Annotated in this window: 1 protein-coding gene; it reads right to left on the bottom strand. The window is 44.8% G+C overall.

Annotation, left to right across the window (positions count from 1 at the left end; translation table 11 throughout):
• Positions 1 to 286, bottom strand: a 286-nt coding sequence (locus tag AC3II9_RS21675) for a hypothetical protein (RefSeq protein ID WP_489158747.1), incomplete at both ends; no start/stop codon positions are given.

Raw genomic sequence — 286 nt, 5'->3', positions numbered from 1 at the left:
AGTAGGAGCAGTAATGGTAGGCTGCATAAGCGATACCGTGTACAGCTCTGACTCTACAGGCTCATTCTTTCCTCCAAGTGTGAACTTGAGTTTGTTGAAAAAGAACGGCACACCACGAATAACAACCTTAGCATAAGAGGATAGGTTCTGCTTCTGCGACTGAGAGAGTAGCAGTTTCACCTTCATATCGTGAAGTGAATTGCGCAGCAGCAAGTCATATTCACGGTAGAACTTTTCGAAGATGCCTTGTGGACCATTGTAATGCAAAGCGTAATCGAAGATGCGA

The organism is Lysinibacillus sp. RU7 (assembly GCF_057837305.1).
The sequence above is the reverse complement of the archived record's forward strand: the minus strand, read 5'-3'. Positions and strand labels throughout refer to the sequence as shown.